A 14462-nucleotide genomic window follows, 5' to 3' on the forward strand; every position below is an offset into this window, starting at 1 on the left:
GTGCATTACGGAATGTCGATCGGACCGACGGCATCGAGCACGCGCGGGTCGCGCGCGGCATCGCCACCGCCGAAGGCATGCGGGCCGGCGTCGGGCGCGAGCGCGCGCCAGCCACCGTCGTAGTCCCACGTCGTGATGTAGACGCGCGCGTCTTCCAGGTCGGTCGCGCGCAGCAACGCGGTTGCCGGCAGCGTGAAGGTGACCGTGCGTGTCTTCGCATCGACCTGCATGCGCGCCGCGGGAACGACCGGCGTGCCCTCGGCCGTCGCGGACGCGCCTTCGGACGAGAACAACGCGTTGGTCCAGCCGTTCGCGCGCAGGCGCACGTCCCATGACATGCCATCAGGCAGCTCGGCGTTCTGCAACGGCATCGCACGCGCGCCGCCCTTCGGCTTGGGCAGGTCGATGAAGATCGAGAAGGCGACGTGGTCGAACCCGTTCGGCGGATTCCACGCGGTGGAGATCGCGCGCATGCGGATCGCGATGCGCAGCGCGCCGCCGGATGTCGAGACGTCGACGTGTTCGATGTCGCCGGGGTGCGTCGCGTATCCGGCGTCCAGCGGATACGTGTACCGCCCGCTCGGGCCGGTGTCGTCGCCCTGCGGGTCGTCGACCGAATCAGCGGCTTGCCACGCGCGCGCGACCTTGAACGTGCGGCGCTCGCTCGCATTCTTCGACGCGCGCTCGTAGGCGACGACCGTGTGTTCGACGTTGGGGTCGACCATCCGCGCGGTGTCGATCTTCGCTTCCCATCGCCCGTCCTTCGGCGTGACGGTGCGGCCGTGGACCGCGTCGTCATCGATCACCAGGCGCACGGGCTCGGCGCCGACGGCGGTGCCCTCCACGGTGAAGTCGCCCGTGAACACCTGTTGCGGCATCGCGTCGATGGTCGGCGGGCGCACACGGAATTCGTCGGCCGCGACTTCGCCCAGGGACTTCCACACCACGCCCGAACGCGGCGGCAACACGGTGGTCGAGCGCCCATTCGCATCGACGGCGATGGAGGGGATTTCCTGGTCGATCGCGAAGACGGTGGACAGCGTCGTGTCCGGTGGCGCGCCTGTGTCGATGTTGTCGAGCAGCACCGAGTGGTCCGCGGTATTGATCGCGACGACGGCGATGGCGCCGTCTTCGCCCCGGATGCGCCATGCGATCGGGCCGGGGCCGACCGTGTTCTCGCGCAATACCGTCGGCGTGCCGCGCGAAAAAAGAGTGTCCCCGCGGCGCATGCCGATCACGCGCTGCAGGTATTGGTACATCGGCGCGGTCTGGTCGAAGTGATCGCGGCCGCCGGAGCCATGGCCACCGGCGAACATCGACCCGCGCATGTCGGTGAATCCCTGCTCCGTGCCCTGCCAGATCACGGGAATTCCCGGCAGCGTCATCAGCATCAGCAACGCCTGCTTCAGGCCCGTTTCGTCGCCTTGCGCAAGGAAGCGATCGACGTCGTGGTTGTCGATGAACGTCGGCATGCGCCACGGATCGGCGTGCACCTGCATGCGGCGGCGGATGCGGTCGCCGAGTTGCGCCGTGGGCGCGCCGCGCGCGAACACGTCGAGCGCGGTGCCGTAGAGCGGGAAGTCGATCATCCCCGGCAGCACGCGCGTTCCGTCCGGCGTGCGCATGTACGCATCGATGCGCCGCGCCTGCGTGTCGTCGAAGGGCTTGTCGAGCGCGAAGCCTTCGCCGAACACGTGGAAGTCCTTGCGCCCGGTTTCCGCGGCGACGCGTGCGATGCCGGGCGCCTGCGGGTCATCGGCGTGCAGGAAATCGAGGAAATACGCCGGCGGCACGTAAAAGGCGGTGTCGACGCGGAAGGCATCGACGCCGACGTCGCGGATCCACTGCCCGTAGCTCGCGCGCAACGCGCGGCGGACTTCGGGCGATTCGGTGTTCATGTCATCAAGGCCCGCGAGCTGGCAGTCGAGCCGCTGCGTGTCGTTCCCGAAATCGCGGATGTCGGGCGTCCAGTGATAGATCCCCTGCGCGCGCTGGGCCGGATCGCGCGGGTCGTTACGGTCGAACGGCGCTTGCGTCGGCGCGCCCTGCCCCTGCGTGTCGCGGACGAACGCCAGGCCCTTCGCGGGGTCGTTCGCATCGGGCGGCGCGTCGTACTTGAAGAAGTCCGCCGTGTGGTTCACCACGATGTCCTGCACGAGCACCATGTGCTCGCCGTGCAGCGTGCGCGCGAGCGCCTGGTAGTCGGCGAGCGTGCCGAAGTGCGCGTCGACCTTCGAGAAATCCGTCGCCCAATACCCGTGGTAACCGCCGTAGTGCGAACGCGGGTTCCACCATTGGTTCGCCACCGGCGGCGTGATCCACACGCCCGTGGCGCCGAGCGCCTTGATGTAGGGGATGCGGTCGCGCACGCCGCGCAGGTCGCCCCCGCTCCACTTCGCGCCATCGGCGGGGTCGTATTCACCCGCGTGCTGGTCGTCGTTGCCGGGGTCGCCGTTGGCGAAGCGGTCGATCATCAGGAAGTACAGCACCTGGTCGCGCCAGTCGGGCGACGGCACGTGCTGCGGGCCGTCCGCGGCGATCGCACCGCCCGCGCCCGTGCATGCGAGCACGCACGACAGCCACGCCGCGAGCCGGCGTGGCGATGTTGCATTGCGGCGTGGAACTGAATGCATGGGTTCGGGCATCGGGGCGTGGCCGGACTATTCCACGCCGCGCGGTGGGGCCGCCAACGGGCCGATGGGCGGCTGCAATGAATACGTATGCAGAAAACGTCGGCGGCCCCGGCCCTGCGCCTACCATCCGTCACGGGGAAAACAATCTTTGGAGGGGACCCAATGCAGCACTTGAAACGCAATCTGCTCAGCGTGGCGCTTGCTTCTGCCACGATGATGGTGGCGACCGGCGCCTGGGCGCAGTCGACGACCACGACCGACCCGGCCACGCCGGCGCAAGATCCGCAGGCCACGCCGCAGGACCAGGAATCGGTCGCCAAGCAGCAAGCCAAGCAGCTCCAGACGGTCACCGTCCAGGGCATCCGCGTCGGTATCGAGCAGGCCAACACGATCAAGAAGGAATCGACGTCCATCGTCGAAGCCATCTCCGCCGAAGACATCGGCAAGCTGCCCGACATCTCCATCGCCGAATCGATCTCGCGCCTGCCCGGCATCGCCGCGCAGCGCGTCGGCGGCCGCGCGCAGGTCATCAGCGTCCGCGGCCTGTCGCCCGACTTCGCCACCACGCTGCTCAACGGCCGCGAGATGGTGAGCACCGGCGACAACCGCTCGGTCGAGTTCGACCAGTACCCCTCCGAACTGATGTCGGGCGTCGTCGTCTACAAGACGCCGGACTCCGCGCTCGTGGGCCAGGGCCTGTCGGGCACGATCGACATGCGCACCGTGCGCCCGCTCGACTTCGACAAGCCGGTGTACGCGGTCAGCGCGCGCTACCAGGACAACTCGCTCGGTTCGGCCGCCAACGCCGAAGGCGACGGCAACCGCATCAACGCCAGCGTGATCACGCAGATGGCCGGCGGCGACATCGGCCTGTCGCTCGGCTTCTCGCATTCGGACATCCCGATCCAGGAAGAACAGACCGGCCTGTACGAACCGTGGCAGCTCGCCACGCGCAACGGCATCCCGAACCCCACCTACGTGACCGACGGCGCGAAGGCGCTGCGCCGCACGGGTTACGTGCGCCGTAATGCGGCGATGGCGACCGTGCAGTTCGCGCCGATCGCCGAGTGGACCTCGACGCTCGACATCTTCCACACCTCCGCCGTGCAGGAAGACACCGCCAACCAGTTCGAAGCCAACTTCAACTACAACGGCAACCCCGACCCGCAGACCTGGACGCCGAACATCAACGGCAACGGCACGCTGGTGGGCGGCACGCTGACCAACGCGTACCCGCTGGTGCGCGGCATGTACAACAAGCGCGAAGACAGCATCGACGGCATCGGCTGGGCGAACGAGATCAAGCTCGGCGAAGTGAACCTGACCGCCGACGTCAGCTGGTCGAAGTCGCACCGCGATGAGATGCAGCTCGAGAACAACCTGCAGTTGCTGCCGAACCCGCAGTTCGACACGCTGAACCTCAGCTTCGGCGACGGCTTCGCGACGATCCAGCCGGGCCGCGATTACTCCAACCCGGGCTCGCTGTTCATCGCGAACACCATCTACGGTTCGGGCTACGGCAAGACCCCGAAGGTGGTCGACGAGCTGAAGGGCTTCAAGCTCAACGCGAACTTCGCCGCGCCCTTCATGACCAGCTTCTTCTCCGACGTCGACGTCGGCGCGCATTACGGCACGCGCGAGAAGAGCAAGCGCCAGCCCGAAGGCAACATCAACCTCGGCGCGCAGGGCCCGACGACGATCGCGCCGGACCTGCAGTACGGCCTGGTCGACCTGACCTTCGCCGGCGTCGGCTACATCCCCTCGTGGGACGTGCCGGGCGCGGTGGCGCGCTACATGACGTTCATCCCGGGTGAAGACGCGTCGTACCTGGTCCCGAAGGCCTGGACGATCAACGAAGACATCACCACCGGCTGGCTGCGCGCCAACATCGACACGACCTGGGGTTCGATCCCGGTGCGCGGCAATGTCGGCATCCAGGCGCAGCACACCGACCAGTCGTCGTCGTCCTTCTACTGGGATCCCTTCCGCCCCGTCGGCCAGAACCGCGTGCCGTTCGAGGAAGGCAAGTCCTACACCGACTGGCTGCCGAGCCTGAACCTCGCGTTCTCGCTGCCGCACGACCAGACGCTGCGCGTGGCCGCCGCCCGCCAGCTCGCACGCGCCCGCCTCGACCAGATGCGCGCGTCGTTCGAGTTCGGCGTGAACACCGCCACGCTCGACCCGGCCGGTTCCGGCGGCAACCCGCTGCTGGATCCGTGGAAGGCCAACGCGTTCGACATCTCGTACGAGAAGTACTTCGAAGGCACGAAGGGCTACGTGTCCGCGGCGTTCTACTACAAGGACCTGCGCACCTACATCTTCACCGAGAGCCGCGCGTACGACTTCACGCAGTTCATCACGCCCGACGTCATCCCGCAGCCCGACACCAACATCGGCCAGTTCACCGCGCCGTACAACGGCAAGGGCGGTTACCTGCAGGGCCTCGAACTGACCGCGTCGCTGCCGCTCGAGATCTTCTGGGATGCCGCGCAGGGCTTCGGCTTCATCGCCAGCGCCTCGTTCAACGACAGCAACATCACGATCCCGCCGGATCCGTCGAGCGTGTCGAGCGTGGGCTCGCAGGACATCACGCTGCCGGGCCTGTCGGACGAGGTGTACAACCTCACGGCGTATTACTCGCGTGCCGGCTTCGAAGCCCGCGTCAACCAGCGCTGGCGTTCGGACTACATCGGCGAAATCAGCAACTTCGCCGCCGAGCGCACGTTGCGTTACGTGGAAGGCGAGGACATCACCGACGCGCAGCTGAGCTACTCGTTCGGCGAAGCGTCGGCGCTGAAGGGCCTGACGCTGCTCCTGCAGGCCAACAACCTCACCAACTCCGGCTACCGCACCTACGCCTCCACGAAGGACCGCCCGCTCGAGAACATCGAGTGGGGCCGCACCTACCTGCTGGGCGTGAGCTACAAGTTCTAAGCGACACGCAACGCATCCGCGGACCGTGTGACCTCCACCCCTGCCGGCGCGCCCGGCAGGGGTTTTTTTTTGCCCCTAAGGCATGGCGATCACCTTCCCGTTGCACCGGCCTTCCACCTGGTCGACGACGGCATTCGCCAGACCCTGCCCGCGTACGCGGCGCAAGCGCACGCGTAGCCATTCGGCTGCGTCGGCGTCGGCGTGCGCGTCCTGCCAGCGGTACACCATCGACGCGCCGGCCAGTTGCACGCGGTACGGGGCGCCGAGGGCGGCGCGGAGTTCAGGCTCTTTCATGCCGATGTGGACTGCTTCGATGCGCATGTCGTGCTCCGTTGAATGTTGGAGACAGACTGGCGCACACGGCTGCGCCGCGGCATCGGTGAATGCCGCGACGGTTTGTAGGAATTCCGGAAGGCTAGCGCGCCCGCAGGCGCGTGCACTCGGCGGCCAGGCGGCCGATCGTCGTCCAGTCGCCCGCGTCGAGCGCGGCTTTCGGCACCATCCACGAGCCACCGACCGTCGCCACGTTGGGCAGCGCGAGATACGCCGGCGCCTTCGCAGCGTCGATGCCGCCCGTCGGGCAGAACCGCACCTGCGCGAACGGTCCGGCGAAGGATTTCAGCGCGGCGATCCCGCCCGACGATTCCGCCGGAAAGAACTTGAAGCGCGCGTGCCCATGGTCGAGGCCGCGCATCAGCTCACTCGCGGTGGCGATGGCGGGAATGAAGGGAATCGCGGCGTCGGCCGCGGCTTCGTACAACGCGTCGGTCGACCCCGGCGCGATCGCGAACACCGCCCCGGCATCGATCACCGACCGCAGATCGTCGGGCCGCAACACCGTACCCGCCCCGACGATCGCATTGGGCACCTCGCGCACGATGCGTTCGATGGCCGCGCGTGCAACGCCCGTGCGCAGCGTGACTTCCAGCACCGGCAACCCGTTGTCGGCCAGCGCGCGTGCGAGCGGCACCGCATCCTCCAGGCGCTCGATGCTGAGCACCGGAACGATCGGCGCGGCATCGAACACCGCATCGACGGCTGCGTTGCGCGAAGCGCTTGTCCAGTTCATGCCCCTGCCCTCGTCGACGCCCGCAATGCCATCGCCGCGCCGAGCAGGCCCGGCTGCGGATGGGTGATGACGTGGATGGTGATGCCTTCGAGATAAGCGACGAAGCGCCCCTTGGCGAGGAAGCGTTCGCGGAAGTTGCTGCTGCGCAGGAACGGCACGAAGCGCGGCACCATGCCGCCGGCGATCACCAGCGTGCGCGAACCGTGGATCAGCGCCGCATCGCCGGACACGCTGCCGAGTACCGAGCAGAACCGCGCAAGCGCGCGCCGCGCCGCCACGTCGTGACCGGCCAGCGCCGCCGCCACGATGTCCGCCGGATCGCGCAACGCCGGCTTCTGCTCGATGTCGTGCGCCATGCCGCGCAGCACCGCGTCGACCTGCGCCAGGCCCGCGCCGCAGAGCACGCGCTCGTTGGAACAGCGGCCGTGCAGCGCCGTCAGCCAGCGCGCGATGGCCTGCTCTTCGTCGCCGATGGGCGCAAACGTGACATGCCCGCCTTCGGTTTCGACGACCTGCCAGCCTTGCGCTTCGCTCCCGACGAGCATCGCGACGCCCAGGCCGGTTCCCGGCCCCATCACGGTGACCGGCCCGCGCAGCGCACCCGTGGTCGGGCCGTGCAACGTCTCGCGGTCGGCCTGCGACAACGCGGGCACCGCCCACGCGATCGCGCCGAAATCGTTGATCACGCGCAGCTCGTCGAACCCGAGCGTGGATTGCAGCGCCGTGCGGGAAAACGACCACGCGCGATTGGTCAGGCGGATCTCGTCGGTGTCCGCCGGGCTCGCGACCGCGAGTGCACCGCGCTTTGGCGCAACGCCACCGACCGACGCGAGGTAATGCTCGATCGCATGCTCGAGGCTCGCGAACTCCGAGGCCTTCAACGCCTGCATCTCGCGCAGCGCCGGCGTCGGCGCGTCCATGTCGGTCAGCGCGAAACGCGCGTTCGTGCCGCCGATGTCGGCGACCAGGGCAACACTCATCGCACGCTCCTGTCTTCGTCGATGAACAACGCGCTGCCGCCCGCCTCCGCGGTGCCCACCTGCGCCCGCATCATCGCGAACAACTCGCGCCCGAAACCGAACCGGTTGGCGCGCAGGTCGCCGTGCTGCACGGTGCGCGCCTCCCATTCGGCGGCCGGAACATCGACGTCGATCGTCCCTGCATCCGAATCGATTCGGATGCGGTCGCCGTCGCGCAGCTTGGAAATCGGCCCGCCATCCGCCGCTTCGGGCGTGACGTGGATCGCCGACAGCACCTTGCCCGATGCGCCCGACATGCGCCCGTCGGTGAGCAGCGCGACGCGCTGCCCGCGATCCTGCATCGCCGCCAGCGTCGGCGTGAGCTTGTGCAATTCCGGCATGCCGTTCGCGCGCGGGCCCTGGCCGCGGATCACCGCGACGAGATCGCCCTGCAAGGTCCCGGTCTTGAAGGCATCGAGCAGGTCGTCCTGCGATTCGAAGACGCGCGCCGGCGCTTCGATCTTGCGCAGTTCCGGCGCGACGGCGGAGATCTTGACGATCCCGCGCCCGAGGTTGCCCTGCACGCGGCGCAGGCCGCCTTCGTGGTCGAACGGGTCGGCCGCCGGGCGCACGACGTTGAGATCGAGCGACCTGGCCGGTGCGTCGCGCCAGCGCAACGCTGTTCCGTCGAGATACGGTTCCATCGACTGCTGGCGAAGATCGCCGCCATGCACGCACGGCACGTCCGCGTGCACCAGCCCCGCGTCGATCAACTCGCGCAGCACGAAGCCGATGCCGCCGGCCGCGTGGTAGTGGTTCACGTCGGCAGCGCCGTTGGGGTACGCACGCACGATCAGCGGCGTCACGCGCGAGAGTTCGTCGAGGTCGTCCCAATCGATCAGCACGCCCGCGGCGCGCGCCATCGCGACGAGGTGGATCGCGTGGTTGGTCGAACCGCCCGTCGCCGCGAGCGCGACCATCGCGTTGACGATCGCGCGCTCGTCGACGGTGCGGCAGAGCGGGCGGTAGTCGTCGCCGAGCTTGGTGACGCGCAGCACCTGTTCGGTCGCGGCCACCGTGAGCGCATCGCGCAGCGGCGTGCCCGGGTTGATGAACGCGGTGCCCGGCATGTGCAGGCCCATCGCCTCCATCATCGTCTGGTTGGAATTGGCCGTGCCGTAGAACGTGCACGTGCCCGGCGCGTGGTACGAGGCGGCTTCGGCGTCGAGCAATTCCTCGCGCGTGGCCTTGCCTTCGGCGTAACGCTGGCGGACGGCCGCCTTCTCCTTGTTGGTCAGGCCCTGCGGCATCGGGCCGGCGGGCACGAAGATCACGGGCATGTAACCGAAACTCAGCGCACCGATCAGCATTCCAGGCACGATCTTGTCGCACACGCCCAGGCACATCACGGCGTCGAACATGTCGTGCGAGAGCGAAACCGCCGTGGCCATCGCGATGTTGTCGCGCGAGAACAGCGAGAGCTCCATCCCGGTGCGGCCCTGGGTCACGCCGTCGCACATCGCGGGCACGCCGCCGGCGACCTGCGCGCTGCCGCCTGCGTTGCGCGCGGCGGCGCGGATCAGCACCGGGTAGTGCTCCATCGGCTGGTGCGCCGAGATGACGTCGTTGTAGGCGGTGACGATACCGATGTTGCCGGCCTGTCCGCCGCGCAGGCGCGGCTTGTCGTCGCCCGCGGCGGCGAAGCCGTGCGCGAGGTTGCCGCAGCTCAGGCGCATGCGCGAGGGGCCGCTTTCGGAACCGAGCTGCTCCATGCGCGCGAGGTAATCGGCGCGCGTGCGCTTGCTGCGTTCGACGATGCGTTCGGTGACGCGGGCGACGACGGGATGCATCAGGGACTCCAGTGCACGTGCACGGCCGCTTCCCCTTCGCCGATCGCGGCGACGGGGTGCCGCAGGATGTTGCCGGAAGCGCGCGCGGCCTGCAGGACGTCGCGCTTGGCCTGTCCGGTGATGGCCAGGTGCAGCGCGCGCGTGCGCAGCAGGCGCGACAGCGTGAGGGTGATCCGGGGGAATGGCGCTTCGGGCGGCAGCGGATCGGGATCGATGCGCGTCGCGTCGAGCGCGTTGTCGAGGTCGAGCGCGGCGCGCAGTTGCGGCGCACCGGGGAACAGCGATGCGGTATGCGCATCCTGGCCCATGCCGAGCACGATCGCATCGAACGTATCGGGGAGGGTCGCCAGGCGGGAACGCGCATGCGCCTCCGACCGTGCGGGGTCGCCGTCGTCGGTCGTCAGCGATTCGATGGTGATGCCGCGCGCATCGCTGAAGGCCTTGCGCAATTCGGTGAGATTGGACGCGGGATGGTCGTGCGGCACGCAGCGTTCGTCGCTGGGCACGACGACCACGCACGACCAGTCCAACCGCATCGCGGCGAGGGCGCGGTACGCAGGGAACGGCGTGCGTCCGCCCGCGAGCGCGAGCACCGCACGGCCGCGTGTGTCGATCGCAGCCCGGCATGCGGCATGCAGCATCTGCGCGAGGTGCCGCGAGAGCCCCTCGATGTCGGCGTGGTCGTGTTCGATCCAGCCCATCACTCGCGCCAGGAATGTCCATGGCGTTCGGTCATCGCCACCGCGCTCGCCGGGCCCCAGGTGCCCGCGGGATACGGTTTGGGCGCGATGTCGTTCGCACGCCAACCATCGATGACGGCATCCACCCACTCCCACGCCGCTTCGGTTTCGTCGCGGCGCACGAACAGCGTGCCGTTGCCTTCCAGCGCGTCGAGGTACAAGCGCTCGTACGCGGGCCGCCGCGAGGACGCGGCGAACTCCTCGTGCATGTCCAGGTCCAGCGCCACCTGCGACAACTGCAGGCCCGCGCGATCCAGCCCCGGCGTCTTGCTCATCAGGCGCAGTTCGATGCGTTCCTCGGGCTGCAGGCGGATCGTCAGGCCGTTGGGCGCGATCTTGGCCCGCGGATCGAAGATCGAATGCGGCACGGCGCGGAACTGCAGGTGGATCTCGGTGGCGCGGCGCGGCATGCGCTTGCCCGTGCGCAGGTAGAACGGCACGCCGGACCAGCGCCAGTTGTCGATGTGCGCGCGCATCGCCACGAAGGTTTCGGTTCGGCTGCCGCGGCCGAGTTCCTCGCCGTAGCCCGGCACGACCTTGCCGCCCACCGCGCCGGAGGTGTATTGGCCCGTCACCGTTTCCGACTGCACTTGTTCGCGGCCGATGTGGCGCAGCGAGCGCAGCACCTTGATCTTCTCGTTGCGCACGGCCGTCGGTTCGAACCGCGCCGGCGGCTCCATCGCGGTCAGGCACACGAGTTGCAGCAGGTGGTTCTGCACCATGTCGCGCATCGCGCCGCTGGTGTCGTAGTAATCGCCGCGGCCTTCCACGCCGACGGTCTCCGCCACCGTGATCTGCACGTGCTGGATGTGGCGCGCGTTCCACAGCGGCTCGAACATCGCGTTGCCGAATCGCAGCGCGATCAGGTTCTGCACGCCTTCCTTGCCGAGGTAATGGTCGACGCGGAACACGCGGTCTTCGTCGAACACGCGCGCGACGCCGTCGTTGATGGTGGTCGCGCTGCCCAGGTCCGTGCCGATGGGCTTTTCGAGCATCACGCGCGTGCCGGGCCCCGCCAGGCCCAGTGCACCGAGCGCCACGCAGATCGGCACGTAGAACCGCGGCGCGGTGCTCAGGTGGTAGAGGATGTCGCCGGTGCGCATCGCTTCGATGCGTTGCCCCAGGCGCGCCATGGATTCGGCATCGCCGCTGTCGGCCGCGTGGTAGGCCACGCGCTCCAGCAGCGCGGCGAGCGAGGCCTCGTCGAGATCGGCGGCCGGCACGTTGCGGCGCACGGCGTCGGCGACGCTCTCGCGGAAGGCCGCATCGTCGAGCTCGCTGCGCGCGCTGCCGAGGATGCGCAGCTCCGGCCCGAGCAAGCCGGCGTGCTGGAGGCCGTAGAGCGAAGGCAGCAACATGCGCTGGGCGAGGTCGCCGGAGGCGCCGAAGATGACGAGCAGCGAAGCGCAGGTACCGGGCATGCGGCCTGAATGGGGGCGGGACGAGGTCGAAGCGTAAACCGCAATGGCCTCCCGCGCGGTGACGGCGGCGGTGATTACGTATTCAACGGCGACATCGGCGCCTGGGCTAGGATGCGGGCAGCGGTCCGGAGGCGATCATGCAACTGCCCTTGCGCGTCGCGGTGCTCGCGTTTTCATGCGTTTTCATCGATCCGGCCCGCGCGGCTGAGCCGCATGCCGGCCACGGTGGCATGGCCCGCTTCGGCGTCCACTGCGCGCCCGCGGTGCGCGAGGACTTCGACCGCGCGCTCACCCTGCTCCACCACATGACCTATCCGCAGGCGCGCGCGGGCTTCCGCGCCGTCGCCGACAAGGACCCCAAATGCGCGATGGCCCACTGGGGCATCGCGATGACACTCTTCCAGCCGCTGTGGCCCACGCGCCCGGATCTGCCCGAACGCACGCTCGGGTGGGACGAGATCGGCAAGGCACGCGCCCTCGGATCGTCCGACCCGCGCGAAACGATGTACATCGACACCGCAGCGGCGTTCTTCGAACAGCCCGAGGCCGACGACTATTGGGCGCGCATCCGACGCTGGGCCGATGCTTCGGCGAAGTTGCACGCGGCCTTCCCCAAGGACCACGACGCCACCGCCTTCGCCGCCCTCGCCTTGCTCGCGACCACGCCGCAGGACCGCGCGACGCGCGAGCACGCCGACCAGGCCGCGGCGTTGCTGGAACCCCTGTTGCGCGAGGTCCCCGACCACCCCGGTGCGATGCATTACATGGTGCACGCCGACGATGTGCCGGGCCGCGAGCGCGAAACGCCCGAAGTGGTGCGCGACTACGAAGCCATCGCACCCGACAACCCGCACGCGTTGCACATGCCCACGCACGTCTACACGCGCCGCGGCGATTGGGCGGGTTCGATCCGCGGCAACCTGCGCGCGGCGGACGCCGCCTTGCGCTACCCCGCGGGCGAACACGGCGAATACGTGTGGGACGAGTTCCCGCACGCGATCGACTACCTCGTCTACGCCTACCTGCAACAGGGCGACGTGGCGAACGCGAAGAAACAGCGCGACCGCCTGCTGTCCACGCAGCACCTGCAACCCTCGTTCAAGACGGCGTTCCACCTGGCTTCGGTGCAGGCGCGCGTTCCGCTGGAAACCGGCGACTGGGCCGCCGCCGCGAAGCTGCAACCGCGCACCCCGGCGTGGGTGGAATGGGACATGTACGCGTGGCCCGAAGCGATCGGGCAGTTCGCGCATGGCTTGGGCGCGGCGAAGACCGGCGCGAAGCAAGACGCACTGACGGCGCTCACGCGCATCCGCGCGTTGCAATCGAAGATGGAAGCAGCCGGCGAAGCGTTGTTCGCGCGCAACATCCACGTGCTGGCGCTCGAACTCGAAAGCGCGATCGCGCAGGCCAACGGGCATCCGAAGGAAGCGAACGAGAAACTCGACGCGGCCGCCGCCATCGAAGCGGCGACGCCCAAGCACCCCGTGACGCCCGGCCCGACGCTGTCGGTGCGCAAGTTGCGCGACGCCCTGTAAAAAAAAGGCCCCCGATCGATAGCTCGGGGGCCCTTCGCGCGCTGTCGCCGACGAGTGCGACAGCGTGTCCTGCGTCTTCCGGATTACTGGAAGTTGTTCGTACCGATGGTGACCAGCGCACCGCCGCGCACCAGCACGTCGCGCTCGATCTTGCTGGTCCAGCCCGTCTGCGAGAACGGGGTACGGACCTTGGCGCCCAGGCGCGTGTAGTTCTGGTACGACAGGTTGTTGCTGTGCGTGCAGCTCTTGGTGTTGGTGTTGTAGACCACGCCCGTCGCCGAGTTCAGGCGGAAGGTGCAGTTCTTCACCGTCAGGCCGGTGATGCCGACCGTGCCCATGCCGAGGCTGCCGTTGCGCTCGAAGGTGCAGCCGTCGAACGTCACGTTGGTCGTACGGTTCCAGATGTTGGCGCCGTACTTCTTGTTGTCGTTGAAACGGCAGTTCTGGACCAGCACGCCGTCGCAGGTGTAGCCCGCGTCCGGCTCGATGTCGATGCCGCACTCCGGCGCCGTGCCGTTGGTGAAGCTGAACTCCGAGTCGTAGATCTTGATGTTGCGGCAGTTCGTGACCGAGATGCCCTGGCGACGGTTGTTCGTCGACACGATGTTGGCGACGACCACGTCGTTGGCCGCGCCGCCCATGCAGACGCCGTCGCCGGTGCAGTCGGCGATGCGCACGTCACGGATGGTGACGCGGATGCCGCCGAGGCACTGGATGCCGTGGCCCCACTCATGCGTGCCGGAGGTCGTGTACTTGTGCGTGGCGCGGTCGCCGATCAGCTGGCCGCCGGAGACTTCGACGTCGGACTTGTCGTTGATGTAGATGATGTAGTGGCGCGACAGCGACGAGGTCTTCGCCTTGAGGATCGCGCCCGGCATCATCTGGAAGTGCATCTTGCTGCGCAGGTTGATCTTCTTGGACGTGTCGATCATGTACGTGCCGGCCGGGACCTGCACCGTGCCGCCGGTGGTCGGCAGCGCGTTGATCGCGGCCTGGATGGCGGCCGTGTCGTCCTTGATGCCGTCGCCCAGGGCGCCGTAGTTCTTCACGTTGAGCACCGTGGTGCCACGGGCGCGGGTCGGCGGGGTGGTCAGCGCGAACGCCGGCATGGCGACGCCGCCGATCAGCAGCGGGACCGCAACCATGGCGGAGTTCTTGATGAAGGTGCGGCGCGCGATGTTGGTCTGCGACATTTTCAAAAGCCCTTTGGAAATTGTTCGGGGGAAATCGGTTTCGGGGGAAAGCGGGCGTTTCCCCGCTGCGAGGGCAAATGTAGAGACCGCGTGAATTTTGGCTAGCGCGAATTCGCAAAACTGCGGAT

The 14462-nt window shown here is 68.4% G+C and carries 10 protein-coding genes; 2 read left to right on the top strand and 8 right to left on the bottom strand.

Going from position 1 to position 14462, the window contains the following annotated elements; translation table 11 throughout:
* Window positions 1-5 precede the first annotated feature (5 nt).
* Entirely contained in the window at window positions 6-2633 is a 2628-nt protein-coding gene (locus LF41_RS01975) for an alpha-amylase family glycosyl hydrolase (protein WP_161786905.1), read from the bottom strand.
* A gap of 162 nt (window positions 2634-2795) precedes the next feature.
* Between LF41_RS01975 and LF41_RS01980 the strand changes: the two genes are divergently transcribed.
* A complete protein-coding gene (locus LF41_RS01980) occupies window positions 2796-5567 on the top strand; it encodes a TonB-dependent receptor (RefSeq protein ID WP_036164973.1) in 2772 nt (923 codons plus the stop codon).
* A 75-nt stretch (window positions 5568-5642) separates the two neighbouring features.
* Here the strand turns inward: LF41_RS01980 and LF41_RS01985 are convergent, their stop codons facing one another.
* The 6 genes from LF41_RS01985 to zwf all read right to left on the bottom strand — a co-directional run bounded on the left by LF41_RS01985 (window position 5643) and on the right by zwf (window position 11606).
* Window positions 5643-5888, bottom strand: a complete 246-nt coding sequence (locus LF41_RS01985; protein WP_036164974.1) for a hypothetical protein — start codon at window positions 5886-5888, stop codon at window positions 5643-5645.
* Window positions 5889-5982: 94 nt separating this feature from the next.
* Complete coding sequence (gene eda, locus LF41_RS01990; RefSeq protein WP_036164977.1) at window positions 5983-6636, bottom strand: bifunctional 4-hydroxy-2-oxoglutarate aldolase/2-dehydro-3-deoxy-phosphogluconate aldolase; 654 nt, start codon at window positions 6634-6636, stop codon at window positions 5983-5985.
* Window positions 6633-7616: a glucokinase gene (glk, locus tag LF41_RS01995; protein ID WP_036164981.1), complete on the bottom strand. Its 984-nt coding sequence runs from the start codon at window positions 7614-7616 to the stop codon at window positions 6633-6635. Before glk ends, eda begins: the two co-directional genes overlap by 4 nt.
* Window positions 7613-9445, bottom strand: coding sequence for a phosphogluconate dehydratase (edd, locus tag LF41_RS02000; RefSeq protein ID WP_036164984.1), 1833 nt, complete (start codon window positions 9443-9445; stop codon window positions 7613-7615). The genes glk and edd overlap by 4 nt, the downstream gene beginning before the upstream one ends.
* Window positions 9445-10146 (bottom strand): 6-phosphogluconolactonase, encoded by a 702-nt coding sequence (gene pgl / locus LF41_RS02005; protein WP_036164987.1) that lies wholly within the window; start codon window positions 10144-10146, stop codon window positions 9445-9447. The genes edd and pgl overlap by 1 nt, the downstream gene beginning before the upstream one ends.
* The gene (gene zwf / locus LF41_RS02010) at window positions 10146-11606 is read right to left on the bottom strand and encodes a glucose-6-phosphate dehydrogenase (RefSeq protein WP_036164990.1); all 1461 of its coding nucleotides are present in this window, start codon (window positions 11604-11606) and stop codon (window positions 10146-10148) included. The genes pgl and zwf overlap by 1 nt, the downstream gene beginning before the upstream one ends.
* A 137-nt stretch (window positions 11607-11743) precedes the next feature.
* Between zwf and LF41_RS02015 the strand changes: the two genes are divergently transcribed.
* On the top strand, window positions 11744-13141 hold the full coding sequence (locus LF41_RS02015; RefSeq protein WP_052116038.1) for a hypothetical protein: 1398 nt from the start codon (window positions 11744-11746) through the stop codon (window positions 13139-13141).
* Between the two features lie 83 nt (window positions 13142-13224).
* Here LF41_RS02015 and LF41_RS02020 read toward each other — a convergent pair whose 3' ends face one another.
* The gene (locus LF41_RS02020; RefSeq protein ID WP_036164993.1) at window positions 13225-14334 is read right to left on the bottom strand and encodes a right-handed parallel beta-helix repeat-containing protein; all 1110 of its coding nucleotides are present in this window, start codon (window positions 14332-14334) and stop codon (window positions 13225-13227) included.
* Window positions 14335-14462: the final 128 nt, after the last annotated feature.

The organism is Lysobacter dokdonensis DS-58 (genome assembly GCF_000770795.1).
Taxonomy (GTDB): Bacteria; Pseudomonadota; Gammaproteobacteria; order Xanthomonadales; family Xanthomonadaceae; genus Noviluteimonas; species Noviluteimonas dokdonensis.

Coding starts and splice junctions, on each gene's coding strand:
- LF41_RS01975 (WP_161786905.1), bottom strand. CDS start 2,633: ATGCATTCAGTTCCACGCCGCAATGCAACATCGCCACGCCGGCTCGCG.
- LF41_RS01980 (WP_036164973.1), top strand. CDS start 2,796: ATGCAGCACTTGAAACGCAATCTGCTCAGCGTGGCGCTTGCTTCTGCC.
- LF41_RS01985 (WP_036164974.1), bottom strand. CDS start 5,888: ATGCGCATCGAAGCAGTCCACATCGGCATGAAAGAGCCTGAACTCCGC.
- eda (WP_036164977.1), bottom strand. CDS start 6,636: ATGAACTGGACAAGCGCTTCGCGCAACGCAGCCGTCGATGCGGTGTTC.
- glk (WP_036164981.1), bottom strand. CDS start 7,616: ATGAGTGTTGCCCTGGTCGCCGACATCGGCGGCACGAACGCGCGTTTC.
- edd (WP_036164984.1), bottom strand. CDS start 9,445: ATGCATCCCGTCGTCGCCCGCGTCACCGAACGCATCGTCGAACGCAGC.
- pgl (WP_036164987.1), bottom strand. CDS start 10,146: ATGGGCTGGATCGAACACGACCACGCCGACATCGAGGGGCTCTCGCGG.
- zwf (WP_036164990.1), bottom strand. CDS start 11,606: ATGCCCGGTACCTGCGCTTCGCTGCTCGTCATCTTCGGCGCCTCCGGC.
- LF41_RS02015 (WP_052116038.1), top strand. CDS start 11,744: ATGCAACTGCCCTTGCGCGTCGCGGTGCTCGCGTTTTCATGCGTTTTC.
- LF41_RS02020 (WP_036164993.1), bottom strand. CDS start 14,334: ATGTCGCAGACCAACATCGCGCGCCGCACCTTCATCAAGAACTCCGCC.